This window comes from [Empedobacter] haloabium, assembly GCA_008011715.2.
In the GTDB taxonomy this organism is placed as follows: domain Bacteria; phylum Pseudomonadota; class Gammaproteobacteria; order Burkholderiales; family Burkholderiaceae_D; genus Rugamonas; species Rugamonas haloabia.
The window spans coordinates 1491000-1517205 of the sequence record CP136508.1 but is presented as its reverse complement, the minus strand read 5'-3'; the positions used below and the strand labels follow the sequence as shown (position 1 = coordinate 1517205).

At 69.2% G+C, this 26206-nt stretch carries 20 protein-coding genes; 13 read left to right on the top strand and 7 right to left on the bottom strand.

Going from position 1 to position 26206, the window contains the following annotated elements; all coding sequences use genetic code 11:
- Positions 1–86: 86 nt before the first annotated feature.
- The gene (locus E7V67_006645; GenBank protein WUR14784.1) at positions 87–824 is read right to left on the bottom strand and encodes an SDR family oxidoreductase; all 738 of its coding nucleotides are present in this window, start codon (positions 822–824) and stop codon (positions 87–89) included.
- A gap of 108 nt (positions 825–932) precedes the next feature.
- Here E7V67_006645 and E7V67_006640 point away from each other — a divergent pair, with 108 nt between their 5' ends.
- Positions 933–1844 carry a LysR family transcriptional regulator gene (locus E7V67_006640; protein ID WUR14783.1) on the top strand — a complete coding sequence of 304 codons (912 nt, stop codon included), beginning with the start codon at positions 933–935 and terminating at the stop codon, positions 1842–1844.
- Between the two features lie 20 nt (positions 1845–1864).
- Here the strand turns inward: E7V67_006640 and E7V67_006635 are convergent, their stop codons facing one another.
- Entirely contained in the window at positions 1865–5008 is a 3144-nt protein-coding gene (locus tag E7V67_006635; GenBank protein WUR14782.1) for a heparinase II/III family protein, read from the bottom strand.
- 187 nt (positions 5009–5195) lie between these two features.
- On the opposite strand from E7V67_006635, the gene E7V67_006630 reads away from it, so the two are divergent.
- Positions 5196–6239: an SDR family oxidoreductase gene (locus E7V67_006630; GenBank protein WUR14781.1), complete on the top strand. Its 1044-nt coding sequence runs from the start codon at positions 5196–5198 to the stop codon at positions 6237–6239.
- A 67-nt stretch (positions 6240–6306) separates the two neighbouring features.
- Here the strand turns inward: E7V67_006630 and E7V67_006625 are convergent, their stop codons facing one another.
- On the bottom strand, positions 6307–6705 hold the full coding sequence (locus E7V67_006625) for a hypothetical protein (GenBank protein ID WUR14780.1): 399 nt from the start codon (positions 6703–6705) through the stop codon (positions 6307–6309).
- Between the two features lie 181 nt (positions 6706–6886).
- On the opposite strand from E7V67_006625, the gene E7V67_006620 reads away from it, so the two are divergent.
- The 6 genes from E7V67_006620 to E7V67_006595 are packed head-to-tail and all read left to right on the top strand — an operon-like array spanning position 6887 to position 12380.
- A complete protein-coding gene (locus E7V67_006620) occupies positions 6887–7156 on the top strand; it encodes a DUF4148 domain-containing protein (protein WUR14779.1) in 270 nt (89 codons plus the stop codon).
- A 3-nt stretch (positions 7157–7159) separates the two neighbouring features.
- Complete coding sequence (locus tag E7V67_006615) at positions 7160–8599, top strand: efflux transporter outer membrane subunit (GenBank protein ID WUR14778.1); 1440 nt, start codon at positions 7160–7162, stop codon at positions 8597–8599.
- 53 nt (positions 8600–8652) lie between these two features.
- The gene (locus E7V67_006610) at positions 8653–9147 is read left to right on the top strand and encodes a MarR family transcriptional regulator (GenBank protein ID WUR14777.1); all 495 of its coding nucleotides are present in this window, start codon (positions 8653–8655) and stop codon (positions 9145–9147) included.
- A 22-nt stretch (positions 9148–9169) separates the two neighbouring features.
- Positions 9170–11296 (top strand): FUSC family protein, encoded by a 2127-nt coding sequence (locus E7V67_006605; protein WUR14776.1) that lies wholly within the window; start codon positions 9170–9172, stop codon positions 11294–11296.
- The gene (locus E7V67_006600) at positions 11286–11486 is read left to right on the top strand and encodes a DUF1656 domain-containing protein (protein ID WUR14775.1); all 201 of its coding nucleotides are present in this window, start codon (positions 11286–11288) and stop codon (positions 11484–11486) included. Before E7V67_006605 ends, E7V67_006600 begins: the two co-directional genes overlap by 11 nt.
- Before the next feature lie 21 nt (positions 11487–11507).
- Positions 11508–12380, top strand: coding sequence for an efflux RND transporter periplasmic adaptor subunit (locus tag E7V67_006595; GenBank protein WUR14774.1), 873 nt, complete (start codon positions 11508–11510; stop codon positions 12378–12380).
- Positions 12381–12488: 108 nt separating this feature from the next.
- Here E7V67_006595 and E7V67_006590 read toward each other — a convergent pair whose 3' ends face one another.
- From E7V67_006590 to E7V67_006575, 4 genes are all read right to left on the bottom strand, one after another.
- The gene (locus E7V67_006590) at positions 12489–13598 is read right to left on the bottom strand and encodes a LacI family DNA-binding transcriptional regulator (GenBank protein WUR14773.1); all 1110 of its coding nucleotides are present in this window, start codon (positions 13596–13598) and stop codon (positions 12489–12491) included.
- Between the two features lie 77 nt (positions 13599–13675).
- Positions 13676–15817, bottom strand: coding sequence for an alpha-glucuronidase family glycosyl hydrolase (locus E7V67_006585; protein ID WUR14772.1), 2142 nt, complete (start codon positions 15815–15817; stop codon positions 13676–13678).
- Between the two features lie 9 nt (positions 15818–15826).
- Positions 15827–18652 carry a glycosyl hydrolase 115 family protein gene (locus tag E7V67_006580; protein ID WUR14771.1) on the bottom strand — a complete coding sequence of 942 codons (2826 nt, stop codon included), beginning with the start codon at positions 18650–18652 and terminating at the stop codon, positions 15827–15829.
- Complete coding sequence (locus tag E7V67_006575; GenBank protein WUR14770.1) at positions 18649–19902, bottom strand: SGNH/GDSL hydrolase family protein; 1254 nt, start codon at positions 19900–19902, stop codon at positions 18649–18651. The genes E7V67_006580 and E7V67_006575 overlap by 4 nt, the downstream gene beginning before the upstream one ends.
- A 199-nt stretch (positions 19903–20101) precedes the next feature.
- Between E7V67_006575 and E7V67_006570 the strand changes: the two genes are divergently transcribed.
- Genes E7V67_006570 through E7V67_006550 form a run of 5 tightly spaced genes read left to right on the top strand, consistent with a single transcriptional unit; the run spans position 20102 to position 26165 of the window.
- Positions 20102–21496, top strand: coding sequence for an enolase C-terminal domain-like protein (locus E7V67_006570; protein ID WUR14769.1), 1395 nt, complete (start codon positions 20102–20104; stop codon positions 21494–21496).
- A 28-nt stretch (positions 21497–21524) separates the two neighbouring features.
- Complete coding sequence (locus E7V67_006565) at positions 21525–22721, top strand: fumarylacetoacetate hydrolase family protein (GenBank protein ID WUR14768.1); 1197 nt, start codon at positions 21525–21527, stop codon at positions 22719–22721.
- Positions 22718–23524 (top strand): SDR family oxidoreductase, encoded by an 807-nt coding sequence (locus E7V67_006560; protein WUR14767.1) that lies wholly within the window; start codon positions 22718–22720, stop codon positions 23522–23524. The genes E7V67_006565 and E7V67_006560 overlap by 4 nt, the downstream gene beginning before the upstream one ends.
- Positions 23521–24402 (top strand): SMP-30/gluconolactonase/LRE family protein, encoded by an 882-nt coding sequence (locus E7V67_006555; GenBank protein ID WUR14766.1) that lies wholly within the window; start codon positions 23521–23523, stop codon positions 24400–24402. The genes E7V67_006560 and E7V67_006555 overlap by 4 nt, the downstream gene beginning before the upstream one ends.
- The gene (locus E7V67_006550; GenBank protein WUR14765.1) at positions 24399–26165 is read left to right on the top strand and encodes an IlvD/Edd family dehydratase; all 1767 of its coding nucleotides are present in this window, start codon (positions 24399–24401) and stop codon (positions 26163–26165) included. Before E7V67_006555 ends, E7V67_006550 begins: the two co-directional genes overlap by 4 nt.
- Positions 26166–26206 lie beyond the last annotated feature (41 nt).

Genomic DNA, 26206 nt, shown 5'->3' with positions numbered 1-26206 from the left:
GGACAAAACCATAATGGTAGAGACAGGAACCCCCGATCCTTCTCACCAATTGTCACAAACAGTAGATTTTTTTGCACGCCGCGTGCTTACACGATGCCGCCGTTCGCCCGCAGCGTCTGCCCGTTGACCCAGCCGCCCGGTCGGACCAGGAAGGCCACCGCGTCGGCGATGTCGCCGGGCTGGCCCAGGCGCTCGAGCGGCGCCATCCGCGCCAGGTGCTGCACCTGCTCGTCGCTTTTGCCGTTGAGGAACAGTTCCGTCGCGGTCGGCCCGGGCGCCACCGCGTTGACGCGGATGTCGCGCCCGCGCATTTCCTTGGCCAGGATGGTCGTCATCGTCTCGACGGCCGCCTTGCTCGCCGCATACACGGCATATCCCGGCAGCGCCAGCCCGACCAGGCTGGTGGACAGGTTGACGATCCGCCCGCCCTGCGCCAGGCGCGTGGCGGCGGTACGCAGCGTGTTGAACGTGCCCTTCAGGTTGACGCCGACCATCCAGTCGAAGGCGGCGTCGTCGGTATCGGCCAGGCGCGGCAAGTGCGCCGGCATCACGCCGGCATTGTTGACGAGGACGTCCACCCGGCCGAAGCGTTCGATGGCGGCGTCGAACAGGCGCGTCACCGCGGCACCGTCCGCCACGTCGGCCTGCACGGCAATCGCGCTGCCGCCGCCCGCCGCGATGAGCGCGGCCACTTCCTCCGCATCGGCCGCGCGGCCGGCATAGTTGACGACGACGGCATAACCGTCGCGTGCGAGGCGCTGTGCGATGGCGGCGCCGATGCCGCGCGAGGCACCGGTAACGATGGCAACTGGCTGGTCTTGCATGATGTGCTCCCGTGATTTGTCGATGGAGCCAGTATGACTTCGACGTCACGCCGAATAAACCGGTGTTCGCCAGCTACACTATGCAATCTCCAACAATAATCGAACCCCATGGACCGTTTCGACGCGATGCGCCTGTTTACCCGGATCGTCGAGCTGGGCAATTTCAGCCGGGCCGCCGACGACCTCAAGCTGCCGGCTGCCACGGCCACCCACGCGATCCGCCGGCTGGAGGCGCGGCTGGGCGTGCAACTGCTGCACCGTACCACGCGCAAGGTGACGCCGACCTCGGACGGCCAGGCCTACTACCAGCGCTGCCTGCGCATCCTGGCCGATGTGGACGAGACGGAGGCGGGCTTCGGCCACGCCGGCGCCGCGCCGAAGGGCAAGCTGCGCATCGACCTGTCCACCCTGGGCCGCGTGTTCGTGCTGCCGCGGCTGAGCGAATTTTTCGCCCGCTTTCCGGACATCGAATTGGAAGTGGGCTTGGGCGACCGCCGCGTGGACCTGGTCGGCGAAGGCGTCGATTGCGTGCTGCGGGTGGGCGAGCTGCCCGATTCGACGATGGTGGGCCGCCGTGTCGCCGTCCTGCCGCAGGTGACGTGTGCCAGCGCCGCGTATCTCGACGCGCACGGCATGCCGGCCACGCTGGACGACCTGCGCGGCCACCTGGCGGTGAACTGGTATTCGGCGTCGAGCGGCAGGATGCTGCCGTTCGAGTTCGACATCGACGGTGCGCGCCGCAGCGTGACCTTGCCCGGCAAGGTCAGCGTCAGCGAGGGGGAGGCCTATGTGGCCTGCTGCCTGGGCGGCATGGGACTGGCGCAGCTGCCCCGTTATCGCGTCGAGGCGCTGCTGGCGGACGGCTTGCTGCGCGAGGTGCTGCCGCAGTACCGTCCGCCTTCGCTACCCGTCACCGTGCTGTACCCGTACCAGCGGCAGCTGTCGCCGCGGGTCCGGGTGTTCGCGGATTGGGTGGCGGAAGTCATGGGGGAAACCGGGACGGTGCCTCCTGTCTACTGAGGCACCGCCCGACTCGCCCCTTACGGCAGTTGCACGACGCCGTTGGCGGACGCCGTATGCGTGCAGGAGGCAGCCACCGGCTTCAGTTGCCACATCGGCGCGCTCTTGTCGAGTGCATAGCAGCCGTTCTTCTGCAGGCCCACCACCAGCGTCTTGCCGCTGTAGCTGCCCGGCTGCCACTGCAACGTGGTGCCGGTCGTCGCGCCGCCGTTGAAGACGACGACCAGGTCGCTGTTGACCTTGACCGCCGCCGTGTCCGCGCTTTGCACCGGCAGCAGCGCCGCCGGCTGCGCCAGGGTCGCCACGCCGCCGCTGGCGCCGTCCGTGTCGGCGACGTGCAGCGCGTTCAGGAAGTACTGCGTCTTGTAGCCGGCGGCGTCGGCCGGCAGGGCCGCGCTGTCGCTGATCTCCAGGCGCCATGCGCCGATATCCGGCGCGTTGGCCGGCATCGAGACGGCACCCGGATCGGTCGGATCGTCCTTGTTGGTGCGCGGCGGATAGTTGACCCACTGATTGTCCGAGTGGCGCACCAGGAAACGGCAGTCGGCGGCGTCCGCGACAAACGCATCGACGTACTCGTTTCCTACCTTGGTACGCTTGTATTGCTTGCACACGTCGTTCGGATTGCCCTGGCCGCCCACCAGTCCGACGCTACGCGTCGCGCTCTTCGGCAGCAGCGTCTGTACCGTGAGCATGCCGCCGCCATTGCGCACCGTGAACAGGCCCGCGCCGCTGCCGTACTGGTAGCGGCCCGCACCGAGTCGCGTTGCGCCAGCGTCCGCCGCCGGCTGGCCGACCGTATGCAGCAGCGACGTCGCCTTCACCTTGCTGCGCACGCTGTCGAAGACCAGGACCAGCGGTGGCGTGACGTCGAGCCGGCTGTCCGGCCGGCGCAGGTAGACGATGCTGCGTTGCATGCCGGCGTTCTGGTCAACGATATACTTGTCGCTGGAGTCCAGGCTTGGATAGGCCTTGCTGGCGTTGCCGGCAACGTAGACGTAGTCGCCGCCGTCCTCGAAGCCCGTCACGCCGTGCAACAGGTTGCTGCCGCCCGGCAGCAGGGCTTCCTCGATGGTCGGGTAGGTAGCGCGCTTGACCAGTTTGTTGGCGTACCACTGGCCGCCGTCCCTGCTCGTGTACTTGTTGTCGTAATAGTAGTCCTGCTTGTAATAGTCCTTATTTGTGTCGTCGAGGACGATCGCATTGTGCGCGATCGTGCGCTGGTAGTAGTTTCGCCAGTGCGTGGTGTTGTAGTCGTCGTACTGGCCCGAATCGACCAGCAGCGGCGCCTTGTAGTACAGCGAGAAGCTGTTCTGGTCCAGGTGATGGTGGTTTTCGCTGATGAACGATGCCGACTTGAACTCCAGCAGCGTGTTGGTGGCGTTGTCCCAGGTGTTGCGAACGATCACATTCCCCGCCGTCCTGAAGTGGCGTGCCAGCTCCGTCGGCATCGTCAGCGGCGTGCGCGGCTGCTTTTGCGGGTAGATCAGGCGCTCCCACAGCGTCGCGGTATTGCGGGCGGCACGCACCGGCTGGACCTTGTTGGTGTAGAAGGCATAGGCGACCGGATCGATGATGTATTTCTGGTCCTCCGGGGCATTCGGATCGGTGTTGTCGGGATTGAGCATGCGGCTGCCCAGCGCCAGGGCGCCGGCCAGCTCCACCGGGAACGTGTAGGAGTCGCCCCGGGCCGGGAACGAGCCGTCCGCACGCAGTGCATACAGGTAGGGGTAGAGATAGTACTGCTGCGACGCCAGCTGCAAACCCGAGTTGCCGGACAGGGCACGCTGCCACATGACGAGGCGTTCGCTGGTTTCACCCGCCGCGCTCGCATAGGAGAACAGCGATGGATTGCCGCCATCGACGGAGTACAGATCGCGTGCGCGCAGGTAGCCCAGCTTGAAATGGCTGTAGATGGTGTCGAGCATCGGCACCACGTCGGTGTGCTTCGGCTGCGCGCCGTCTTCCACGATGGCCAGCAGGGCTGCCGCCGTCAACGACACACCAGTGGCCGCATGGCCGCTGATGTAGGTGTCGGAAGTCGACGGCAGTGCCGGCGTGGCGTAGCGGTTCCAGTCCTGGAAGACGGGCTTCTGGGCGCAGTCCAGCACGGTGGCCGACAGGCCCTGGTGGCCGCAGGCCGAGTAGATCAGGTCCAGGTTCGGGTTGCCGTCCAGCTTGTCCGCGCGGATCGTTGCCTTGATGTGGGCGGCGATGGCGTCGCGCTCGCTGGGATCCAGGTAGCTGTACAGCCAGTCGTAGTACAGGCCCAGCGTGCCGACACGCGCGCCCATGCTCCACTCGCCGCCCGTCGTCAGCGGGCTGACGCCCTTGAGCAGGCGGATGTGCTCGCGGATGGCCGCCAGCAGTGCCGGATCGCCGGTGTAGCGATAGGCCATCGCCAGATGGCGGGCCGGCTCCATGATCTCCTTGCGGCCTTTCTCGCGGATGTCGTTGCAGATGTCGCTGGCCGTGGTGCCGCAGGCGTTGATCTGCGCCGCCGCCGTCTTGGCGGCACCCAGGATCGCGCGCCATGACGTATGCAGCTCCGGATCGATCCTGGCGCTCTGCCACAGCACGTCCGTCGCCGTCGGCCCGGCGAGCTTGAAGTTCTCGATCACGTCGCCGCGGTGGCTGCGGAACGAGAATTGCTGCGCGCTCGGTTGCCATGGGTCCGTCCAGTTGCGCGCGCTCGACTCGCGTCCGTTGACGACCAGCTTTGCCGTGCGGGCGTTGGCGTCATAGGTAAACGAGATCCTGTTGCGCTGGCCCTCGATCAATGGTTGCTCGCTCAACCATACAAACGATGCCCCGTTCGCACCGTACAAGTTGGCCGCGACATACAGGCCTTTGTCGTCGCTCGTGTAGAAGATCAGGAAGCCGTTGGCGGAGGAACCGTTATCGGGATCCTGGCCAAAGATGGGGGCGCCCGCCACATCCTTGGGGCCCTTCACCACCGGGATCAGGTCGAAGCTGACTGTGCCAGCGGACGGAAAGGCGCCGGCGCGAATGCCGGCTTCGAGGGCGACGCGATCGAAATCGGCCTGGGTCGCATAGACGCGAGGGTGGGCCTTGGTGACGGGAGGCAGCGCCATGGCGCTGTGGGAAAACAGCAGGCCAATGGCGGCCGCGAGGCCGAGACGGCGCGGAGAGAAGAAGCGCATGGAGTACCTTTATAGTTGGGATTTCGACATCATACCTGCCAGGTACACCGAAAATTCTCACCGTTTGTCACGACCGATTCCTTGCCGGCCGCCCGTGTTAACGGGAAGAACCGTACGCCACGCACTGGGCCTTGCTAGTACGATAACCCGCACATTCAGCCAACCGGACAACAAGAAGGAGCCCAGCATGCATCTGAAAAAATTGTCGGACCAGGTCATCGTCATCACAGGCGCCACCAGCGGCATCGGCCTGACGACCGCCCGCATGGCGGCGGCGCAAGGCGCGCAACTCGTGCTGGCGGCGCGCGCGGAGGATGCGCTGCACCAGCTCGAGAAGGAACTGCAGACGTTCGGCACCGAGGCCCTGGTCGTGCCCACCGACGTCGGCGACAAGAACGACGTGGCGGCCCTGGCCAAGGCGGCCATTGCCCGCTTCGGCCGCATCGATACCTGGGTCAACAATGCGGGCGTGTCGATCTTCGGCCGCCTGCAGGAAGTGTCGGACGAGGACAACCACCGCCTGTTCCAGACCAATTTCTGGGGCGTCGTCAACGGCTCGATGGAAGCGGTCAAGCACATGAAGAAGAGCGGCGGCGCCCTGATCAACCTGGGCAGCGAGCTGTCGGACGTGTCGGTGCCGCTGCAGGGCATGTACGCGGCATCGAAGCACGCGGTCAAGGGCTATACGGACAGCCTGCGCATGGAGCTGGAAAAGGACGGCGTGCCGATCTCCGTCACCTTGATCAAGCCGGCCGCCATCGACACGATGTTTGCCGTGCACGCGAAGAACTACATGGACGTGGAACCGAAGCTGCCCGCGCCGATCTACGCGCCGGAGCTGGTGGCCGAGGCGATCCTGTATGCGGCCCAGCATCCGAAGCGCGACGTGCACGTGGGCGGCGCGTCGAAGATGAACTCGGTGGGCGGCTTCCACCTGCCGCGCCTGTTCGACAAGATGGGCGAGACGATGATGTGGAGCGGCCAGCGCAGCAACCGTGCGTCCCGCTCAGGGCGCCAGGACGCGCTGCACGCGCCGGACGCGAACCAGGAACTGCGCCAGCGCCAGGGCATGGGCGACGTGACGGAATCGTCGCCGTACACCCAGGCCAGCCTGCGCTATAAGCCGCTCAAGCTGGCACTGCTGGGTGGCGGCGCGCTGGTGGCCGCCTGGATGCTGTCGCGCTCGGGCACCACACGGGTGACGGGCGACGGCATCAATCCGCCGCATTGAGCACGCCGGTGACAGGCACCTGTCGCGGGGCGATAACGCCCTGCGATAGTTGCCTGTTACCACGGGTTCAACCGCGTTCCACGTCCTCGTCGAGTCCCTCCTCGCCCGCGAACGGAATCGTCTCGATATGGTCGACGTTGATGTCGGCGCCGTCCGGCGAGGTGGTGTCGCGGCCGACGGCGGCGCGTTCGCCCGTGCCGCCCGCATCGGTGTCGCTGTCCAGGTCGGCGTCGCCGACGTCCGGCCCGGCCGTGCCGCCCGCCGTGCCCAGGTCGTCATCCTCGTTGGTGCCCCGGTCGAGCCGGTTCTCTTCCACCTGCTGGGCCAGGCCGGAGCCACCCTGCACGTCGCTGCCGGAGTCGGATGTGTCGCTGGGGCCCAGCGCGCCGGTGCCGTGGCCGCGGCCAAGCACGCGGTCGGGCGCCTGCGGGAAGTTGTCGGGATCGAGTGTGCTGGTACCGCTCATGATTGCCTCCTGTTAGCTGTCGCCGCGAACGCGGCCTTGCAATTACTCTAACAAAGCCGCCGATCCGGCGTCGCACCCCACGCGATAGAGTTTCCTTATCGCACTCATTTAAACTATCTATTTCACAAATGTACTATTCATCGATATACTTCCTGCATACTCGACATTTCAGGAGGTCATCATGAAAACCGCTTACTACGTTATCGCCGCCCTGGCCCTGGCGACCGCCGGTGCCGCTTTCGGCGCGGAAGGCAACGAGGCCGCAGCGGCGGCCGCACCGGCTGCCGCCGCCGTCGCCACGGCGCACACCCAGGTCAACGTGCCCGCTTCGCGCGCGCTGACGCGCGCCGAAGTGCGCGCCCAGGCCATCGAAGCGCGCCGCAACGGCACGCTGATCGAAAACGAAGCCGACCTGGACGTTGCGCAAACCAAGAAGCACTACGCCAGGTAAGCAATGCGGTCGCTGCGCCTTTCCCTGACCGCCATGGCTGTCGCGCTGGCCCTGGCCGGCTGCGCCGACATGGGCAACGTCCAGCCGCAAGCCCATGCGCTGCGCCCTGCCGACCTGGCGGCCGGCAAGGTCATCGCAGGAGCAGCCGATCCCGCCGCCGCCTGGCCCCGGGACGAGTGGTGGAAGGCGTTCGGCGATCCGCAGCTGGACCGCCTGATGGCGGCCGCGCTGGCCGACAACCCGACCTTGAAGGTGGCGCAGGCGCGCGTGCGCCAGGCCGAGGCGCTGGCCGGCGTCGCCAACGCGGCCACGCTGCCGAAGGTGGACGCCAGCGCGTCGAGCACCCGCGAGCTGTTTGCCAGCCACGGCTCGGCACCGGCGGCGATCGCCGGCAGCTGGCAGTGGTACAACGCGGCAACGCTGACGGGCTCCTACGATCTCGATGTCTGGGGCCGCCAACACGACCTGCTGGCGGCAGCCATCGACGAGACGCACGTGGCGGCGGCGGAAGCACAGATGGCGCGGCTGGCCCTGCAGACGGCGATCGTGCGCGACTATATCCAGCTGTGGTACCGCCACGCCCTGCAGGACAGCGTGGCCGACAGCCTGGCCCAGCGCCAGCGCATCCTGGAGATCGCGCGCAAGCGGCACCAGGCCGGCCTGACGGGCGAGCTGGACGTGGCGGCCATCGAAACGACATTGCCGGCGGGCCGGCGCCAGCACGAAGAGATCGGCGCATCGATCGCCGTGCTGCGCCACCAGCTGGCGGCACTGGTCGGCAAGGGACCGGGCGATGGCGACACCATCGTCCGGCCAGCGCCGGCCCTGCTCGAGAACGGCACCCGGTTGGGGCTGCCGAGCGCGCTGCCGGCCGAACTGGTCGGGCGGCGTCCCGACATCGCCGCGCAGCGCTGGCGGGTCGAGGCGGCGGCCCGCGAGATCGACGCGGCGCGGGCGGCGTTCTATCCGAACATCAATATCGCCGCGTTTGCCGGGCTGCAGTCGTTCGGGTTCTCGCGGCTGCTGGAAAGTTCGGCCCGCACCATGGGCGTGACGCCCGCGCTGACCCTGCCCATTTTCGAGGGCGGCCGGCTGCGCGGCCAGCTGCGCGCGCGGACGGCGGCCTACGACGCGGCGGTCGAACAGTACAACGCAACGGTCGTGCAGGCCCTGGCTGATGTTGCCAATGTGGTAGCAAAGATACACTCCGCGCAACAACAGGAACGGCTGGCGGCGCGCGCGCTGGCGTCCGCACGGCGCGCCGAAATGCTCGCCGAACAGGCTTACAAGGCCGGAATGACCGATTATCTCGGGGTATTGCAGGCGAAGTTGACGTTGCTGGCCGAACAGGATCAGCTGCTCCGGGTAGCCGGCGAGCGCCTGGACAACTACGCCAGCCTGATGACGGCACTGGGGGGAGGCATGGAAATTCATTTCCCCTAGTGCAACCCGCTTGTACAATCAGGGTTTCGATATCCCTGCACAGGAGTGCGTGAATGAGCAGCTTTGACGCTACCAACAAGCGCCTACAAACCATCCGTAGCCGCATTCCGGCCTTCCCGGAAGACCAGATGCGGTTGTTGCGCCTGACATATCACGTGCAGAAGCGGATGAAGGACTTGTCGAACGCCGTGCTGCGCAAGTACGACCTGGTGGACGCCAGCTACATGGTGCTGGCCGTGCTGTACGGCTCGGAAAACGAGACCTCCACCGCCTCCGCGCTGGGCGAGGCATGCATGGAAAAGCCGGCCAACCTGACGCGGGTCTGCAACGACCTGGAAGCGCAAGGCCTGGTCACGCGCGGCAACCGCCCGGGCGACCGGCGCTGCGTGATGATCTCGCTGACCGATGCCGGGCGCCGCCTGATCGAACAGGTGATGCCGGAAGTGTGGCAACGCACCACCCGCGCCTACGACGGCTACAGCATGGACGACATCCGCCTGCAGGAAAAGCTGTTCCTGCGCCAGCTGGACAATCTGGACAACACATAAGGCCCGCTGGGCCAACGAAAAAATGGCCCAAGGCAGTACCACCTCTCCCGACAAACCGGCCTGGCTGGCAGCACAGCTGCGCGGCTGGGCCGCCAGCGACGGCGAACGCCTGATCTTCGTCGCCCGCAGCGCCTTCGCCGCCTTCCTCGCTTTGTGGATCGCCTTCCGGCTCGGCCTCGACTCGCCCGGCACGGCGATGACGACCACCTTCATCCTGGCCCTGCCCTCCTCCGGCATGGTGCTGGAAAAAGCCTTCTATCGCCTGCTCGGCACCGTGGTCGGCTGCAGCGCAGCGCTGCTGCTGATCGCGCTGTTCCCGCAGCAGGCGCCCGTACTGCTGGCCGGCCTGGCCCTGTGGGTGGGCCTGTGCACGGCGGGCGCCGCGATGCACCGCAACCAGCAGTCGTACAGCTTCGTGCTGGCCGGCTACACCGCCTGCATGATCGCCGTGCCCGCGCTCGACCACCCGGCCGGCGTGTTCGCCGCCGCGGTCACGCGCGCCACCGAGGTGGCGCTGGGTGTCATCGTGGCCGCCGTGGTGCACGACGTGCTGTTCCCGCGCGCGCACGGCCGCCAGGTGCGGCGCACGGTGCAGGCACGCTACGACAGCTTCCTCACGTTCTGCCGCCAGGTACTGGACGGCCAGCTGACGCCCGCGCAAGCGGAGCTGGCGCACCTGCGCTACGCCGCCGACATCGCCGCGCTGGAATCGGGCCGCGCCGCGGCTTTCTTCGAGACCGGCGCGCGCGGCCAGGCGCGCCAGCTGCACGCCTTCAACGGCGCGTTCATGACGGCGCTGACCACGCTCTACACGCTGCACCGGCTGCTGCACCGGGCCGACGCCGCCTCGCCCGTGCCCGCCCTGGTGGCGCCGCTGCACCGGCTGCTGGCCGGCGCGCTCGCCCCATGCGCGGCCAAGCCGCTGGCGCAACTGCCGGCCGCCCTGGCACCCGCCGCCGCCACGGCCAGGGCGGCGCTGGCAGCGCACACCGGGCTGGCACGTGGCGCCGCCATCGACGCCGAGACGGCCATCGAGCTGGCCGAACGCTTTGCCGCCCAGCTGGCCGCCTTCGACGCCGTCTACCGCGGCCTGGCGCAGGACAAGCGCCAGCAGGTCAGCGAGCCGCAGGCCTACGCGCCGAAGACGCCGCCCGGCATCGTGCTGGCCAGCGGCGCGCGCGCCGCATTCGCGCTGCTGGCCGCCGCCACCGTGTGGTACTGGCTGGCCTGGGGCCAGTTGGCGACGTCGCTGGTGATGACCACCGTGTTCTGCGCGCTGGCCTCCAGTTCGCCCCGCCCCACCGCGATGGTGCAACAGGTCATGACCGGCTTTCTGCTCGCCACGCCGCTGACGTTCGCCACCGAGTTCCTGCTGGTGATCCGCGCCAGCGATTTTCCGATGCTGGTGCTGGCGGCGCTGCCGCTGTTCTCGCTGGCGCTGTGGCTGATGACGGACCCGAAGCGGGCCGGCATCGGCATCGGCATGGCGATGTTTTCCAGCCAGTTCGTCGCGCCCGTCAACCTGATGCATTACGACGCCGTCGGCATGGCCAACGGCATGCTGGCGCAGATCGCCGGCGTGCTGCTGGCCTGGGTGATCTTCGCCGTGCTGCTGCCGGAGCACACCATGGGCAACCGCGACCACGTGCGCGCCGCGCTGTGGCGCGAAGCCTTGGCGGCCTGCCGCGGCCGGCTGGGCGACGGCAGGCGCCTGCGCCACCGCTTCGACAATCGCGTGCGCGACCTGCTCAGCCAACTGAATGCCGCCGCCGGGCCCACGCCGCCGCTTGCTGTCCACGCGGTCGTGCGCGAGGGATTGACCCTGCTCGAGCTGGGCCATGCGGTGATCGAGCTGCGCATGCTGCTGGCGGCCTCGATGGGCGGACCGGTGCGGGATGCGTTGCAGGCGGCGCTGGCGCGGCTGGCCGCCTATCTGCGCGCGCCCGTCGCCGGGACGAATGCCGCCGCCGTGGCCGCCCTGCTCGATGCCGGCACCGCGATCCGTGCCGCGCTGGCCGACGGCGGGTGCGAAGCCGCCCGCGCCGCCCGCCTGCGCACGGCGCTGGCGGACCTGCATGCCATCTACACGTCGCTGCTCGACCAGGCCGACGACCACCCTGACCCGACCGGAGCGAACGATGCCGCGTGAACTGTCCATCCTGGGCGTCCTGATTCCCACCATCCTGCCCGTGTTCCTGGGCTGCCTGCTGCTGCAGGGCGTGCTGGACTGGGTGCTGAGCCATGCCGGCGTGTATCGCCGCCTGTGGCACCCGGCGCTGGCGCGCCTGTGCCTGCTGATCTGCATCGTCGGCGGCGTCACCGCCTGGCTGTACCAATAACCCTCAATTCTGACCAAGACCATGAACGCTGTCGCCAAGCTTTTCCGCCTGATCCTGACCTTGCTGCTGGTGGGTGCCGCCCTGTGGGCCGGCAAGACCGGCTGGGACCATTACATGGCGTCGCCGTGGACGCGCGACGGCCGCGTCAAGGCGGACGTGGTGACGATCGGCGCGGACGTCGCCGGCGTCGTAACAAGCGTGCGGGTGCATGACAACCAGCTGGTGCGCAAGGGCGACGTGCTGTTCGTCGTCGACGACGAGCGCTATCGCAACGCCCTGGCCAGCGCCGAGGCCGCGCTGGCGGCCCAGGGTGTCGAGAAGGGCCGGCGCAGCAGCGAGGCGCAACGGCGCGCGGCGCTGGGCGACGACGTGGTTTCGGCCGAAAGCCGCGAGACGGCGCAGTATGCGGTCGGCACCGCCACGGCGCAGTACCGCGCCGCGCAGGCGGCGCTGAGACTGGCGCGGCTGAACCTGGAACGCACCGTCGTGCGCGCGCCCGTGACCGGCTACGTGACCAACCTGAGCGTGCACGCCGGCGACTTCGCCGCCGTCGGCGCGGCCAAGCTGGCGCTGATCGACAACGCCTCGTTCTACGTGATGGGGTATTTCGAGGAAACCCGGCTGCCGCTGTTGAAGCCGGGCGCGCCGGTCAATGTGCAGCTGATGGACGGCGTGGCCCTGCGCGGCCATATCGAGAGCATCGCGCGCGGCATCACCGACCGCGACGCGACGACGGGGCGCGAGCTGCTGGCGGACGTCAACCCGACCTTCAACTGGGTGCGCCTGGCCCAGCGCGTTCCCGTGCGGGTGCATCTGGATGCGGTGCCGGTCGGGGTGCCGCTGGTGGCGGGGACCACGTGTACCGTGACGATCGTGCGGGACAAGGCCGCCTGATGTGCCTGGGGTCTGTCCCCGCAGGGGACTGACCCCGAAGTTACTCGGCGTATCCGACGCATCCGGCCAACTTCGGGGTCAGTCCCAAAAAACGGGACAGACCCCAAGCTATCGCTTCGGCCGCCGCCGCGGCGCCGCATCCGACTGCCGCCGGATCAGCGCGAACTCCATCACCACGTGCTGCGGCCCCTCGTCCGTTCCCTCGCGCCGGCCGCGGATGTGCCGCACCAGGAACTGCACCGCCGTCTCCGCCATCTGCGTGATCGGCTGGCGCACCGTGGTCAGCTCCGGCCAGATCGTCGTCGCCAGCGCCGTGTCGTCGAAGCCCGCCACGGTCAGGTCGCCCGGCACGTCCAGGCCGAGGCGGTGGGCGATGGCGACCGTGGCCGCCGCCATGTCGTCGTTGCTGGCGAAGATCGCCGTGGGGCGCTGCTCCAGTCCCAGCAGGATCTCCGCCGCGTCCAGCCCGGAGCGGTACGTGAACATCCCCTGCACCAGCAGTTCCGGCGCGCTCTCCGCCCCCTTGTCCGCAATCGCCGCCTTGAAGCCGGCCAGGCGGCGCGCGCTGGCGGTCTGGTTGGGGTGGCCGACGATGAAGCCGATGCGCTGGTGCCCCAGCGCGACCAGGTGGCAGGTCATGTCGTAGGCGGCCTGGTAGTCGTCGATGCTGACGGCGCCGACCCGCTCGTCCGGCTGGCCGCAAGCGACCGTCACGGCGGGCATGCCGGCGGCGTCGATCAGGTCGATCAGGCCGGGCGTGTCGCACAGCGGCGGCGGCAGGATGATGCCGTCCACGCCGTTGTCGATCAGGCGGCGCGTCTGCGCCTCCCAGCGCTCGCCCTCGCAGTTCTCCACCACCAGCTGCACGTTGTGCAGGCTGGCCTGGTTCAGGAGGCCGACGAGGAATTCGGACAGGTAGCCGGCGCTGGGATTACTGTACAAGAAACCCACGCGGATCGCGCGGGCGCCGGCCAGCCGGCGCGCGGCCTGGTTCGGCACGTAGTTCAGCGCAGCCACGGCCTCGTCGACCTTGCGGCGCGTGCTCTGGCGCACGTTCGGGTCGCCGTTCATCACGCGCGACACCGTCATCGGCGAAACGCCTGCCAGCCGGGCCACGTCGGACATCGTGGGCACGCCGGGCCTGTCGCCGTCGGCGCTGCGCGCCTTGCCAGTTTTCGGTGGCGGCGCCGGGTCGCTTTTCGCCTTGGTTCTCGTCATCTGCTTTGCAAGCTTGTTGTTGGTCTCAGGTCCGATCGGACCCGCGGACTTTACCACAGCCTCCCTGCGCCGGCACCTCAACCGTGCCCCGGCGCATAGGGGAAGCGCAGCGCCCGGTAGTACTCCAGCGTCTGCGCCGGCGGCTGGGTGCCGGCCGGCAGCGGCAGGCCGGACACCGACTGGAAATACGCCACACAGGCATCGCGCCACCACCCGGCCTCGGCCACTTGTACGTCCAGCCGTTGCGCGACCTCGGCGTGGCGGCGCGCATCGATGAACGGCGCGAGCGCGGCCCAGCGCGTGCGCAAGGCGCGCACCTGCGCCACGCCCAGGTCGTAGCGCGCCACCAGCTCGGCCCACAAGGTGCGGCCGGACGGCATCGGGTAGTCCCACGGCAGGTGGTGGAACCACAGCAGCAAGGTGTCCGGCGTCGTGGCCGGATCGGCATGGCGCCGCGCGATGGCCGGGGCGTACTGCGCCAGCGCGTCGCTGCCGCTGGCGGTGCGGTCGAAGCCGATGCCGCCACGGTCGGCCTTGTGGTAATACACCGGGTTCCATTCCGGCCGCGCCAGCCCGGCCACCCATGGCGCCGGGCCGTGATGGTGGCCGGTGCCCATGATGTGGTGCAGGCCCAGCGGCGTCATGTAGTTCACCACCGCCTCGCGCGAGTCCATCATCATGGCCGCGATATCGTCCAGCGCCCCGGGTGCGCGCGTGAAGGTCTGCGCCGCCCATTCGCGCGCGAAGGCGCGGCTGGAGCCCCGCGGGTCCCACGCCAGGCGGCCGAACGCGTACCAGTTGGCCTGGTCGAAGTGCGAGCCGGTCCACGTGCGCGAGCTGCCGATATTGGCGACGCCGGCCATCCCCGTAGCCCGCCCTCCCGCCTGCGCGCCCTGGACGACACGCGCCACCGTCAGGCCGGGCGCGTGGCCCGTGTCGCTTTGCAGCGTCTCCTCGAACAAGGGCCCGAGGTAGGCCAGGTGGGTCGCATAGCCCAGGTATTCCTTGGTAATCTGGACCTCCAGCATCAGGGGCGTGCGCGGCATCGCACCGAACAGCGGGTGGAACGGCTCGCGCGGCTGGAAGTCGATCGGGCCGTTCTTGACCTGCACCAGCACATTCGGCGCGAACTTGCCGTCGAGCGGGCCGAACTCGTCGTAGGCCTGCTTCGCGCGGTCGACGGGATTCTCGGCCGCGTACACGAAGGCACGCCACATGACGATGCCGCCATGCGGCGCCAACGCCGCCGCCAGCATATTGGCGCCGTCCGCGTGGCTGCGCCGGTAGTCCTGCGGCCCGGGCTGGCCTTCCGAGTTGGCTTTCACCAGGAAGCCGCCGAAGTCGGGAATGGCGCGGTAGATCTCGTCCGCCTTGCCGCGCCACCAGGCCGCCACCTCCGGCGCCAGCGGATCGGCGGTCGCCGTCTCCCGCAGCTCCAGCGGCGTCGAGAACCGCACCGACAGGTAAACCCGGATGCCGTACGGCCGCAGCACGTCGGCCAGCGCGGCCGCCTTGGCGATCCACGGCGCGGTCAGGATCTCCGGCTTCGCATTGACGTTGTTCAGCACCGTGCCGTTGATGCCCAGCGATGCGTTGGCGCGCGCATAGTCCAGGTAGCGCGCGTCGCGCACGCCGGGCAGCGCCCACCAGTCCCAGATCGATTCGCCCGCATAGCCCCGCTCGACCGTGCGATCCAGGTTGTCCCAGTGGTTCAGCACGCGCCGCTGCAACTTCGGTGCCGAGCGTTCGTCGATGCGGTCCGGCGCCAGGCCCGTGCCCACCGCGCGCAGCCAGGCAAAGGCGCCGTACAGCAGGCCGGCATCGGTATTGGCCGCGATCACCGTCACGCTGGCGCGGTGCCGGATGACGTAACCCTCATCCCCCAGTTGCTCCAATCCGGTGGGGCGCAGCGAGGGCGGCAGGCTGGCGGGAGTGCCGAGCACGATGGCGCCTGCCTTGGCCTGCTTGCCGTCGAGCGGCAAGCGGCCCGTCATGCCCTGCACACCGCGCCGCAACTCGGCCAGCGCCGCCTGCACGGCAGGCGATGGCGCCGCCGGCGCCACCAGTTCGCGCGCATGGCGCAGCATGGCTGCGCGCTCCGCCCCGGCCAGCGGCCGGTAGCGCAGCCACAGGTCGTAGCCGTCTTCTTCCCGCGCGTACGCCGGCGCCAGCAGGGCCAGCGCCAGCACGGCGGCCAGCCATTTGCTCCAGATGCTCATCGTGTCTCCTCAGGGAATGCGCGGGCTCTCGGGCGGGCCCAGGTAGCTGGGACGCTGGCCGCCCAGGTCCAGCACGATCCGGTGCAGCACCACGCCGGCATCGAGCGCCCAGAACTTCAACACGTGCGCGCCGGGCCGCGCCAGCCGGTGGCGCGTGCTGAACGTCGCGGCGCCGTCCGCCACGCGGCGCTCCCACGCGGCCAGCGATTTGTCCGCGTGCAGTTCGACGATCTGCGGCGCCTCGTCGTCGATGGCTACCGCGTAGCGCAGGCCCCGGCCCGGCTGGAAATCCAGCGTGGGTGCGAGCGTGACGTCGATGGTGGCCGCACCGGTCGTATAAGTGTGCACGTCGTACTCCAGGCGCATGCCGTCCGTCGGCGCCAGGGCGGACGCGTCGGCCGGCGAGGTCGTCATGCCGGCCAGGGTGCGACCGTGATCGGGCACTTGCAGCCACTGCCGTCCCGCCGGCGCCAGCGCGCGGGCGTAATGCGGCGCCTCCATCGCCACCACACCATGCGTCTCGACGAAGCCGCTGCCGGGTGCCGGCCCGGCCGGCTTGTGCACGGGCACGCGGATGCTCACGTCGCGGCCCAGCGCGGAGACGATCAGCGTGCCCTGCGTCGTCCCGGCCGGCACCTCGTCCCAGCGCGCATCGACCTCGATGCGCTGTGTGGCGCGTACCGTGCCGCTTGTAACGTCCGCGACGAGCCATGGCTCGACCACGCGCAGCGTGAAGCCGAACGGCCGCGTGCCGCGGTTGAAGATGTCGAGATGGCGGGCGCGCCGCTCGTGCAGGTCCAGCGCCGGCAGCGCGAGCGGTTCGCTGTCGGGCCAGGCCCGTTCGCTGCCTTCGACCGCGATGCCCAGGTCGGCACCCGCCTTCGGCTGCACCTCGCTGACCGGCGGCATCACGTTGACGGGCGGCTGGTTCCAGTAGGTATAGCCCAGGTGCGTCTGCGCCATCATGTGGTTCCACTTGCCGCCGTTCAGCGCGTGGTAGCGTTGCGTCAGCGCCGCATCCTGAGCGAACAGCGCCCGTGCCCGCGCGGCCAGCGCGTTGGTCTCGGCCCTGCCCTGTTTCGCGTACAGCGCGTTGCGCGCGGCGGTCGCATACAGTTCGTTGACGTTGGCGCTGGCCAGCACCGGATGCAGCACCAGCTGGTAAAACGCAGCGCGCCGTTGCCGCGGCAGGTCGCCGGCGATGCGCTCGGCGCGGGCCGCGATGGCGCGGAACTGCGCCACCACACGCTCCCACTCGTCGTAATGCACCATGCTGTAGGTGCCCGGCTCCAGCATCTCGGGCCGGCGCCGGCCGTTGTACTTGGCATACTTCGCCACGATGTCGGCGATGTCCGCCGCATGGGCCGCGCCGAACTCGCGTGTGGCCCAGCCGCGCAGCCAGTCCTGCAGGCGATCCGCAGGCCAGCGCGCCGGGTTCCATGCGTAGTCGAGGAAGAATTCCATCGGCACTTCCATCGGCTTCAGGTCGCCCACGTTGACGATCCACATGCGCGTCGCGTCGTACCGCCAGGCCAGGTGCATCTGCTCCCATACCTTGGGCAGCGGCGTCACGTTCAGCCATTTGTACGAGCGCGGCCCGCCCACGTAGTCGAAGTGATAGTAGATGCCGGCACCGCCGGCGCGGCCACGTTCCTCCGGCGTCGGCAGGCGGCGCAGGTTGCCCCAGTTGTCGTCGCACCACAGCAGCAGCACGTCCTCCGGCACGCGCATGCCCTGCTCGTAGTACTCCTGTACTTCCTTGTACAGCGCCCATGCCTGCGGCACGTTTTCGCCAAGTTCCTGGCCGATCATCGCGCGCTGGTCTGCGACGATCTTTTCCAGCAGCGCGACGTTGGCCTGGCGCGACATCGGCTCGTCGCCGTCGCCGCGCATGCCCAGCGTGATCACCTTTTCATACTCGCGCGTGGCGCGCAGGCCACCGCGCCAGAATTCGCGCAGCACGCCGCCGTTGCGGCTGTAGTCCCACGGCCCCTGGCCGCCGCGCTGCCACTCCTTGTGCGCGCGCATCATCGGCTCGTGGTGCGAGGTGCCCATGACGATGCCGTATTCGTCGGCCAGCTTGCCATTCAAGGGATCGTCGGCAAAGAAGGCCGCGTCCCACATGGCCGGCCACAGGTAGTTGCCGCGCAGGCGCAGCAGCAGCTCGAACACCTTTTCGTAGAAGCGGTGGTTGTAGCCGCCGAATTTCTCCTTGGCCCAGCCGGTCAGCGCCGGCGCCTCGTCGTTCAGGAAGATGCCGCGGTAGCGCACCACCGGCGCGTCTGTAACCGGCCGCGCCGCGCTGACCGACAGCGCCGCATGACGCGTGGCCGGCACGTCGGCCCACCAATGCCAGGGTGAGACGCCGATCTGCCGCGACAGTTCGTAGATGCCGTAGATCGTGCCGCGCTTGTCGCTGCCGGCGATCACCAGGGCGCGCTCGACGCCGGGCAACGGCCGCGTCAAGGTCTGCGCCTGCCAGCCCTCCCATTTACCGCGGATGGCGGAGACGTCCAGCTTGCCGGCCGCCACCAGGCTGTCGACCAGTGCGCTGTGGCCGAGGGTGCCGACGATGACGACGTCGCGCCCGGCCGGCGCGTCCTCGGTACGCAGCGCGGGCGCCAGCCCCGTGACGCGGCGCACGTCCTCGCGCAGGTCGCGCGCGGCGCGCAGCACGCCCGCGTGGTCGGCGCCGTCCAGGTACAGCGGTGCCGCCTTGCCGTGCGCGGCCAGGGTCACGGCGCCCCGCGCGTCGAACGACACCAAGCGTGCCGGCTCCTGCGCCCACGCCGGCAGAAGCGCGCACACGAGCGCCAACGCCAGGATGGCTCTCATTGCCGCCCCTGCGGAGCGTAGCGGCAGCCGCGCAGCGCCTCCAGCGGCACCGCCTCGGCCAGCGCGCGCATGCCGGCACCGGACGGGTGCAGGCCGTCGCCCTTGTCGAACTCCTTGCGCAGCAGATGGGGCGCGGCCGGGTCGCGCAGCGCCGCGTCGAAGTCGGCCACGCCGTCGAAGATGGCGGACGTCCTGATCCAGTCGTTCAACAGGCGCCGGTCCGCCTCGTTGACAGGCCCCGGCTTGTAGTAGTCGCTGGCGCCGTACGGCGTGATCGTGCCGCCGAGCACGCAAACGCCGCGGTCGTGCGCACGCTCGACCAGCTGGCGATAGGCCAGCCGCAGATCCTCCAGCAGGCGCGCGCGCAGGGCTGGTTCGTCCGACACGTTGCGGTGCAGGTTGCCCAGGTCGTTCACGCCGATCATGACGATGGCGTGCGACACGCCGGCGCGCCCCAGCACGTCGCGCTCGAAGCGGGAAACGAGGTTCGGTCCCAGGCCGTCGCGCAGCATGCGCCCGCCGCCAATGCCGGCGTTGACGACGCCCAGCGGCCTTCCGTTCGCGCGCAGGCGTTGCGCCAGCAGGTCGGGCCAGCGGTTGTTGGCGTCCGTGGTCGCGCCATTGCCGTCGGTGATCGAGTCGCCCACGGCCACCACGGCGCGCGTGCCGGGCGGCGCCTCCACCTCGACGTCCGCCAGCGCATACCAGTGCTCGACCTTGACGGCATCGTCCCACGTCGCCTGTCCTACCCGGTTGCCGCTGCCGACGAAGCTGGTCGCGCGCGAACCGGGATGCCCGGTCTGGCGCGCCGGCGGCGCCTTGAAGTACAGCGAGATGGCCAGGTCGGCGCCGGGCGGATGCGCCAGTGCGACGGCATCGCTGTAGTACTCGGCGCCCGCCGGGATGGTGACGGCGGCGCGACCGTCGAACGTCAACGCGCGCGCCGACACCGCATCGATCGACGGGTCTCCAGGCACGCGGGCGCGGGCGATGCCGGCACCGTCCAGTACCAGCGGCTCGGGACCGAACGCATTGCTGATGCGCACCCGTAGCCTCGTGCCGCCCAGCGACGTGTGCACGATCTGGCGCAAGGTGGCGTCAAGCCAGTACTGCGCGGCCAGTTCGTTGCGGGGCTCGGGCACCTGCTGCGCCGCGCCCCAGGATGCCACCCAGCGGGTGGGCTGCGCCGCGGCGGCGGCGCACAAGACCAGGCCCAGGCAAGCGGCCAGCATGCTGCGGTAGTTTTTCACCTGTTGTCTCCGTTGTGGCCCGCCGGAATCTGCGTCCGGTCGGGCGTGTCGTTGCCAGGATTTCGCTTTCGTGGTGGCGCCGCGCCGGTTCAGGCGCGCTCGCCGTGCATGGCATTTTTTGCATCGGCACGTGTTGACTTGACCCGCCAATTGCCGCACACTGCAAAAATGTTAGCGCTATTCATTTTAGGTTAAGCCGATGGTACACGCAACAAAACCCGACACGCCCGCTTCTCCGTCGATCACCGCCATGCGGGTGATTCCGGTCGCGGGCCGCGACAGCATGCTGCTCAACCTGTGCGGCGCCCACGCTCCCTGGTTCACGCGCACCCTGGTGCTGCTGACGGACAGCGCGGGCCGCACCGGCATCGGCGAAGTGCCCGGCGGCGCCGGCATCCTGCGCGCGCTGGAACGCGCGGTGCCGCTGGTCGTGGGTACGCAGACGGGCCGGTGGAACCGCACCTTGAACACCGTGCGCGCAGCACTGACGCGTCAGGACACGGCAGGCACGGTGCAGCACCAAGTCACGTCCGCCGCCGAGGAAGCCGTGCTGCGCCAGCCGCACGAGATCAACCTGCGCCTGGAGAACGTGGTGACGGCCATCGAGGCGGCCCTGCTCGACCTGCTGGGCCAGCACCTGGGCGTGCCCGTGTGCGAGCTGCTCGGCAGCGGCCAGCAGCGCGACAGCGTGCCGATGCTGGCCTACCTGTTCTATATCGGCGACCGCGCCCGCACCGACCTGCCCTATCTGGCGGGCGAGGGCGACGGCTGGTACCGCATCCGTCACGAGCAAGCGCTGACGCCCGAAGCCATCGTGCGCCAGGCCGAGGCTGCGGTGGCGCGCTACGGCTTCCAGGACTTCAAGCTGAAGGGCGGCGTGATGACTGGTGCCGACGAGATGGCGGCGGTGGCAGCGCTGAAGCGCCGCTTCCCGGCGGCGCGCGTGACGCTGGACCCGAACGGCGCCTGGTCGCTGGAGGAAGCCATCGCCTTGTGCCGCGGCCAGGGCCACCTGCTGGCCTATGCGGAGGACCCGTGCGGCCCCGAGCACGGCTACTCGGGGCGCGAGGTCATGGCCGAGTTCCGCCGCGCCACCGGCATCCCCACCGCGACCAATATGGTGGCGACGGACTGGCGCCAGCTGGCGCATTCGTACCGGCTGGACGCCGTCGACATCCCGCTGGCCGACCCGCACTTCTGGACGATGCAAGGCGCCGTGCGGCTGGCGCAGCTGTGCCACGACTGGGGCCTGACGTGGGGTTCGCATTCGAACAACCACTTCGACGTGTCGCTGGCGATGTTCACCCACGCGGCGGCGGCCGCGCCGGGCCGCATCACGGCGATCGACACGCACTGGATCTGGCAGGAAGGCTTGGCCCGCCTGACCCGCGAGCCGCTCGAGATCATCGGCGGCGCGGTCGCCGTGCCGGACCGGCCAGGCCTGGGCATCGAGCCGGACATGGAACGCATCATGGCGGCCCACGCCCTGTTCAAGGAAGTGGGCGGCAGCGCGCGCGACGATGCGATGGCCATGCAATACCTGGTGCCCGGCTGGACCTATTCGCCCAAGCGGCCCAGCCTGGGCCGCCGATAACCGATACAACACCGACAAGGAGACAATCATGAAGGAAGCGTCAGCAATGTCGCTGCTGCCGGCCGACCTGGCCGACGCCCTGCTGGTCGGGCGCGTCTGGCGCGGCGGCGCCATCGACGGCCCCTGCGTCGTCGCCGTGCGCGCCGGCGAGGTGTACGACATCACCGCCCACGCGGCCACCGTCGCCGACCTGCTGGAACGCGAAGATGCCGTGGCCATCGCCCGCACGGCGCCCGGCGAGCACCTGGGCAACGCCGAGCGGCTGATCGTCGATGCCCTCGCCGGCAACCACACACCGGCGCGGCTGCTGGCACCATGCGACCTGCAGGCCATCAAGGCCTGCGGCGTCACGTTCGCCGTCAGCCTGCTGGAACGCGTGATCGAGGAACAGGCCGGCGGCGATGCCGCCCGCGCCGAGCGCCTGCGCGGCGAGCTGCTGGCCACGATCGGCGCCGACCTGTCCAGCATCAAGCCCGGCTCGCCCGAAGCAGAAAAACTGAAGCAGGAATTCATCAGCCGCGGTGCCTGGTCGCAGTACATGGAAGTGGGCATCGGCCCGTATGCCGAGGTGTTTTCGAAGTCGCAGCCGATGTCGGCGGTCGGCTTCGGCGCGGACGTCGGCCTGCACCCGGATTCGCAGTGGAACAACCCCGAGCCGGAGATCGTACTGGCCGTCAACAGCCGCGGCAGCGTGATGGGCGCCACCCTGGGCAACGACGTCAACCTGCGCGACATCGAGGGCCGCAGCGCCCTGTTGCTGGGCAAGGCCAAGGACAACAACGGTTCCTGCGCCATCGGCCCCTTCATCCGCCTGTTCGACGAACGCTTCACGCTGGACACGGTGCGCAACGCCGAGGTGCGCCTGACCATCGAAGGCGCCGACGACGACTTCGTGCTCGCTGGCGCCAGCATGATGCGCCAGATCAGCCGCGACCCGCTCGACCTGGTCGCGCAGACCTGCGGCAGGCACCACCAGTACCCGGACGGCTTCATGCTGTTCCTGGGGACCATGTTCTCGCCGATCAAGGACCGCGACAGCGCGGGCGGCGGCTTTACCCACCACCTGGGCGACCGCGTCACCATCACGACGCCGGCGCTGGGTGGCCTGGTCAATCATGTCCAGCGCAGCGACCGCATCGCGCCCTGGACCTTCGGCGTGCGTGCGCTGTACGGCAACCTGGCCCGGCGCAACCTGCCAACACCACAAACGGAGACGAATCGATGACCGTAGCAACGACAAGCAGGGCGCCGCTGGTGTACGCGACCTATCCCAACCTGGCTGGCAAGCGCGTGGTCGTCACCGGTGGCGGCACCGGCATCGGCGCGGCCATCGTCGACGCGTTCGCGCGCCAGGGCGCGCAGGTCGTGTTCCTGGACATCGCCGAGGAGGCGTCGCACGCGCTGGCGGCGCAGGTCGCGACCGGCGCCGGCGTGGCTCACCCGCCCCGCTTCCTGCGCTGCGACCTGACGGACCTCGACGCCGTGGCTGCCACGTTCGCGCAGATCGAGCGGGAGGTCGGCGCGGTCGAGATCCTGATCAACAACGCGGCCAACGACAACCGCCACCAGGTGCACGAAGTGACGCCGCAGTACTGGAACGACAGCCTGGCCGTCAACCTGCGCCACCAGTTCTTCTGCGCGCAGGCGGTGGCGCCGGGGATGAAAGCGGCCGGCGGCGGCGTGATCCTGAACTTCGGTTCGATCTCGTGGCACCTGGCGCTGGACAGCCTGTCGCTGTACATGACGGCGAAGGCCGCCATCGAGGGCCTGACGCGCGGCCTGGCGCGCGACCTGGGCAACGACGGCATCCGCGTCAACACCATCATTCCCGGCTCGGTCAAGACGCCGCGCCAGATGGCGCTGTGGCATTCGCCGGAAGACGAAGCCAACATCCTGGCCGCGCAATGCCTGCACGAGCGCGTGGAGCCGGAGGACGTGGCGGCGCTGACCCTGTTCCTGGCCTCCGACAACGCGGGCCGCTGCTCGGGGCGCGACTACTTCGTCGATGCGGGATGGTACGGCGCATGAACGCACAAGCCATCACCCCGCGCTGCATCTGGCCCGTGGGCGCCAAGCTGGGCGAAGGCCCGGTGTGGCACGCCGAGGAACAGCTGCTGTATTTCGTCGACATCAAGGGCCGCAAGCTGCACCGTTGCGACAGCGAAGGCGACGCGCGCGACAGCTTCGAGCTGCCGGACGAAACGGGCTTCGCCCTGCCCGTCCATGGTGGCGGCCTGGTGTGCGGGCTGCCCGGCCAGCTGGTGCATTTCGATCCGGCCCGCGGCAGCTTCAAGCCGCTGCTGTCGCTGGAAGGCGACCGGCCCGGCAACCGCATGAACGACGGCGCCATCGGTCCGGATGGCGCGCTGTGGTTCGGCTCCATGGACAATGGCGAAACGGCGCCCACGGGCGCGCTGTACCGCTACGACGGCGGCCTGCAGCGCCATGACGACGGCTACGTCATCACCAACGGCCCCGCCTTCAGCCCGGACGGGCGCACGTTCTACCATACCGATACGCTCGGCAAGACCGTCTACGCCTTCGACGTGGACGGGCGCGGCAAGCTGTCCAACAAGCGCACCTTCGTCACCATCGCCGGCGCCGGCCATCCGGACGGCAGCGCCGTCGATGCCGAGGGCTGCGTGTGGATCGCCTCGTTCGGCGGCGGCCGCGTGGAGCGCTATGCACCGAGCGGCGAGCTGCTCGACTTCGTCGTATTCCCCTGCCCGAACGTGACCAAGATCGCCTTCGGCGGCCCGGACCTGCGCACCGCGTTCGCGACCACGGCCTGGAAAGGCATGAGCGAGGACGCGCGCGCGCGCCATCCGTTGGCCGGCGCCGTGTTCGCGTTCGACGTTTCCGTTCCCGGTCTCGCACCGCAACCGTTCCGATTGGACGTCCAATGAGCCGCCGCTACCGTTCCCAGGACTGGTTCGACAATCCCGACTTCATCGACATGACGGCGCTGTACCTGGAGCGCTTCATGAACTACGGGATCACGCCGGAGGAACTGCGTTCCGGCAAACCGATCATCGGCATCGCCCAGTCGGGCAGCGACATCAGCCCCTGCAACCGCATCCACCTGGAGCTGGCCAAGCGGGTGCGCGACGGCATCCGCGATGCCGGCGGCATCCCGATGGAGTTCCCGCTGCATCCGATTTTCGAGAACTGCCGCCGCCCCACCGCCGCCATCGACCGCAACCTGGCCTACCTGGGCCTGGTCGAGATCCTGCACGGCTATCCGATCGACGCCGTCGTGCTGACGACCGGCTGCGACAAGACCACGCCGGCGCAGCTGATGGCGGCGGCCACGGTGGACATTCCCGCCATCGTGCTGTCCGGCGGGCCGATGCTGGACGGCTGGCTGGACGGGGAACTGGTCGGCTCCGGCGCCGCCATCTGGAAGGGCCGCCGCCGCCTCGCGGCGGGCGAGATCGACAACGAGAAGTTCCTGCAGATCGCCGCCGCCTCGGCGCCCTCCGCCGGCCACTGCAACACGATGGGCACGGCCTCGACGATGAATGCGATCGCCGAGGCGCTGGGCATGTCGCTGACCGGCTGCGCCGCCATTCCGGCGCCCTACCGCGAGCGCGGCCAGATGGCGTACGAGACGGGCCGGCGCATCGTCGCGCTGGCCGAGCAGGACGTGAAGCCGTCCGACATCCTGTCGCGCGACGCCTTCCTCGACGCCATCGTCGTCAACGCCGCCATCGGCGGTTCGACCAACGCGCAGCAACACATCATCGCGATGGCACGCCATGCCGGCGTGGAGCTGAAGCTGTCGGACTGGATGGAGTATGGCCACGACGTGCCGCTGCTGCTGAACATGCAACCGTCCGGCAAGTACCTGGGCGAGCGCTTCCACCGCGCCGGCGGCGTGCCCGCCGTGATGTGGGAGCTGCACCAGGCCGGCAAGCTGCGTGCCGACCGCCCCACCGTCACCGGCAGGTCGATGGCGGACAACCTGCATGGCCGCGCGAGCGTGGACCGCGAGATGATCACGCCGTTCGATGCGCCGCTGAAGACACAGGCCGGCTTCTTTGTCCTGCAGGGCAACCTGTTCGACTTCGCCATCATGAAGACCTCCGTCATCTCGCCCGAGTTCCGCGCGCGCTACCTGTCGCAGCCGGGGCGCGAGGGCGTGTTCGAGTGTCGCGCCATCGTGTTCGACGGCTCCGGCGACTACCACGCCCGCATCAACGATCCGAGCCTGGACATCGACGAGGACTGCATCCTGGTCATCCGCGGTGCCGGCCCGATCGGCTGGCCCGGCTCGGCCGAGGTGGTCAACATGCAACCGCCCGACGCGCTGATCCGGCGCGGCATCAAGAACCTGCCCACGCTGGGCGATGGCCGACAGTCCGGCACGTCTGACAGCCCGTCGATCCTGAACGCGTCGCCGGAATCGGCGGTCGGCGGCGGCCTGGCCTACGTGCGCACGGGCGACACGATCCGCATCGACCTGAACGCGGGCACCTGCGACATGCTGGTGGACGATGCCGAGCTGGCGCGCCGCAAGGAGCAAGGCATTCCGCCGGTGCCGCCCAGCCAGACGCCGTGGCAGGAACTGTACCGCGCCACGGTAGGCCAGATGCACACGGGAGCCTGCATGGAGCTGGCGGTGGAATACCGCGGCGTGGCCGCCACGCTGCCACGGCATAATCACTGACCTTTTTACCCTAGAACCAGAGGCCGCGAAGGCCCGATTTC